Raw genomic sequence first — 3,623 nt, forward strand, 5'->3', positions numbered from 1 at the left:
GGCTTATTGTTATGCGTATTTCGGAATATCTCATTCTTGGTCTCTACCATTCCTGAATCAAAGTAATTCCGGGAAACTACCTTACTGTCCTTGATCCAAGAGGTTTTCAGATAAAAATTGGCACTAACGTAGCTTGGTGCAACCAAATATTTAAGTCCATTATATTCTTCAATGGTATATTCAAAAAAATCTTCAGATAATTTTTGATTAGAAGCATTATATACCTCTTTTTTCTCAGGCAGCCCTACCCGTGTAAGGTTGTAGTTAGGCCAAAAATCATATCCTGTTTGCATAGGATATGCATCAGGGGCTTTAAAATAATATTTGGTATACCCATTATTGCTTCCTTGTGAAACCTTTACATTTTTATAAACAAAGGTTGGGCTGGCAGGATCCAAACCATTCAAGGAACCTCCTTCTACCAGATATCCACTAGAGTTTCCAGGATTATTAAATGTACTATAGTCGTATTCTTCAATTTTAGCAGGAGAAACAAAACTACTAGCAGATGTCTGATTAAAATATTTAATATTTTTAATTCTTGGGAGCCCTGACTTAGGAATCCACTGAACATCTACAGTAGGTTCACCTACTATTTCTGACAAATTAATTACCGCTGCGGGATCAAAAACTAAATTATTACATCCTATGTCATTACAATATAAATCAAGATAATATTCACCTGGATCAAATGTCCTTTTTTGAATATATTCAAAATTTGTATTTTGATCTATTGGTACTCCGATACTGTGTGAAGCGACGTATGTATTTCCATTTTTTCTCCAGAATTGGGCTGCCCATAAGTAAGAAGCCAGATCTCCAATCCCTGTAGCATCTATTTCAAGAGTTTTAGTTTCTGTAAGGGTAAATGCATATTTTCTTGTTCCGTTCGCTTTTATAAAAGATATGCTCGCTAAATCTACTTTTGGTGCAGGTATCTGTATTGCTTTTCCACTGTATGAATGAGCAATCATTTCAAAATCATATTTAATAACTCCTCCTGTAGGTAATTCTATACTATTCAAAAGAATATAATCATCTCCTTTATCATTATCTCCATCTTCATAGCCCCCACCACTATAATTAAATGCATATTTTTCAATTACATTCCCATTTTGATCAACCTGGCTGAACGATTTCAAAATTCTATAAGTTACTAAATAACTTTTTGCTGAAGCATATGAGTAAACAAAAGTATATTTTTTAACAAAAAGATTATGATCTGTTTTAACTACAATATTATTAATTGAAAATTTATCATGATCTGTACGAAGCCCCACTTCTTTGTCATAATTAATATCAATGGTTCCACGTTCCTTTACTTCTATATGTGTTAACTTATTCGTTTCTGTACTAGGAACTTGGTTGCCTGTTCCTGGAGGATAAACAAGATCTCTCAAATAAGTATATTTTATCAGTTCCATACCATTTTCATCAAGAATGGAGGAAAGATAAAAAACACTTCTGTATTTCTGATCAACATATTTTGGACCATTAGTAGGATGATTATATAACCATACATTCATCATACTTACATCATAATCTTTAAAAATATATTGAATTCCTGATTCACTCGTTATCGTAAAAGAATCTAAAATAAGGGTTGCTGGGTTACTCGAGCGTTGGTACTCTATTTTAGAGGTAAAAGGAGTAAGTTTAACTAGTTCAAAAGTATTATTCTGAATATCTCTTATAAATCGGAATTTTCCTGATTCCCCCGGAATATTAAAGTTATAAATATCATCAAATTCATTTTTCTGATAATGAATAGAACTAAGATCCTCAAATGCCTCATCACAATCATCAATTATCTCCCTAGAGATAGCTCCCCCTCCAAAAAAAGACCATCCTTTTCCTACCTCACTCACCCCATTTCTACTGGAAGTATTAGCAGCATGATAACTGAGCCCAAGATTGATACTCACCGATTTATTTCCAGTTGTAAGGCTTATCAAAGGATACGAAATATCTGGTATTCCAGTTTGTACAGAAACAGGTACTGTATTATAAGTAGCCAGTCCTGCTACAGAAGGTACTGGCCGTACAACTTCTATATTCTTACTTTGCTCCTGCCCATTATATAAAATACATCCTAACATGTAAATCAGCAATAAAATTATTTTTTTCATAATTCTTAGTTTTTATTTTTTAATCAGCTTAGCATTCGCCGTTTTGTTATTATCAGTCTTTATCGTCACTAGATAAGCTCCTTGTACAAGATTCTGTGTATTAATCTTAGTCACATTATTCTTTGTCTTCAGACTCTGAAGCTGTCTTCCACTCATATCATATAACAGTATTTCAGCTTCTTTGAAATCAAAGCCGATTTCTACATAAGCATAATCGGAGACCGGATTCGGATAAATCTTGATATCCTGTTTTTCGATCAGTTGACTAACCTGCTTATCTCCAAGCTTCACAATCTTCCAGTTCTCTTTCCCCAATTCTTTGGCACTGGTTCCGGCCAGGATTATAGAACCATCTCTGTTCAGTTTCAAATCTGAAAGTCTTTCTTCTCTCTGCCTTGATTCTCCTGCCACATGCTTTCGCCACTGCTCATTGCCATTCTGATCCAGATACAGCATCCAGAACGTTTCATCATCCTTTTCTATTCTGCCTTCAGCCTGGGTATAACCGCCTAACAAAATTCCTTTGGAGGATTTATCATCTGCTGAATGAATGATGCTCATTCCCATTAAGACATCACGGTTTTTGAAGTTGTAAGATTTTTGCCACTGCTCATCCCCTCTTTCATTTAAAGAAATCAGCCAAATATCTGTGCCTTCTTGGGTGCCTACCGTTTTGTTTCCTGATCTTTCTGATCTGGATTCTCCACCAATGATGTAACCTGTAGAAGTGAGGGCTAAAGTTCTGATATGATCATCTCCTTTTCCACCATAGTTCTTTTCCCATTCTATTTTTCCGTTCTTGTCCAGCTTTACGATCCAGTAGTCTCCTTCACCATAATTACTGCTTTGTTTGGAGGTTACAGAGGTCAGGGTACGGGTAGCTGTATTTTCAGATGAAGATTTACTTTCAGGGTTTCTGACACCGGAACCTGAATCACGGACCTCGGAGCTTCTGGAATAAATTCCTAACAAAGCTCCGCCATCTTTCGTTGGGATCATTTTCTCAACTTCATCCAGGCCTTTTCCGCCTAAAATAAGCTGTGAGAGTTCTTTTCCATCTTTATCCAATTTTGTGATCCAGACGTCTTTGGAACCATAGCCTTTGGATGAGTTCTGTACATTGCCGGCAACAAAGAATCCTAAATCTGTGGTTTGAATGACTGATCTTGCTTCTTCATCTGAGAAAGTTCCTAAGGTTTTCTGCCATAGTTCATCACCGAATTCATTAAGTCTTATTAGCCAGATATCTGATCCGCCTTTGGAATCTTCTTTCTTATCGAGTCCTTTCCCGGAATAAGAAGTCCCGGCCAGCAGAAATCCTCCGTCTTGGGTGGTAACAGTGGCTGAGAGATAGTCATGATTCTGACCTGAGAAATATTTTTCCCAGACCTCTTCTCCCTGCTGGTTCAGTTTTACAAGATGGAAATCGTAACCATTATTCTGCTTACTGCCTGAAGTCTGCTGCTTATCGCTTTGAATAGAGCTTCCCGTGAT

2 protein-coding genes are annotated in these 3,623 nt (G+C 36.4%); both read right to left on the minus strand.

Going from position 1 to position 3,623, the window contains the following annotated elements:
- Positions 1-2,129: hypothetical protein (locus ACTJJF_RS21945; RefSeq protein ID WP_440701016.1), on the minus strand; the 2,129-nt coding region annotated here is incomplete at its 3' end.
- Between the two features lie 12 nt (positions 2,130-2,141).
- On the minus strand, positions 2,142-3,623 hold a 1,482-nt coding region (locus ACTJJF_RS21950), incomplete at its 5' end, for a T9SS type A sorting domain-containing protein (RefSeq protein WP_440701017.1).

This window comes from Chryseobacterium sp. 22458 (assembly GCF_052044975.1).
Classification (GTDB): domain Bacteria; phylum Bacteroidota; class Bacteroidia; order Flavobacteriales; family Weeksellaceae; genus Chryseobacterium.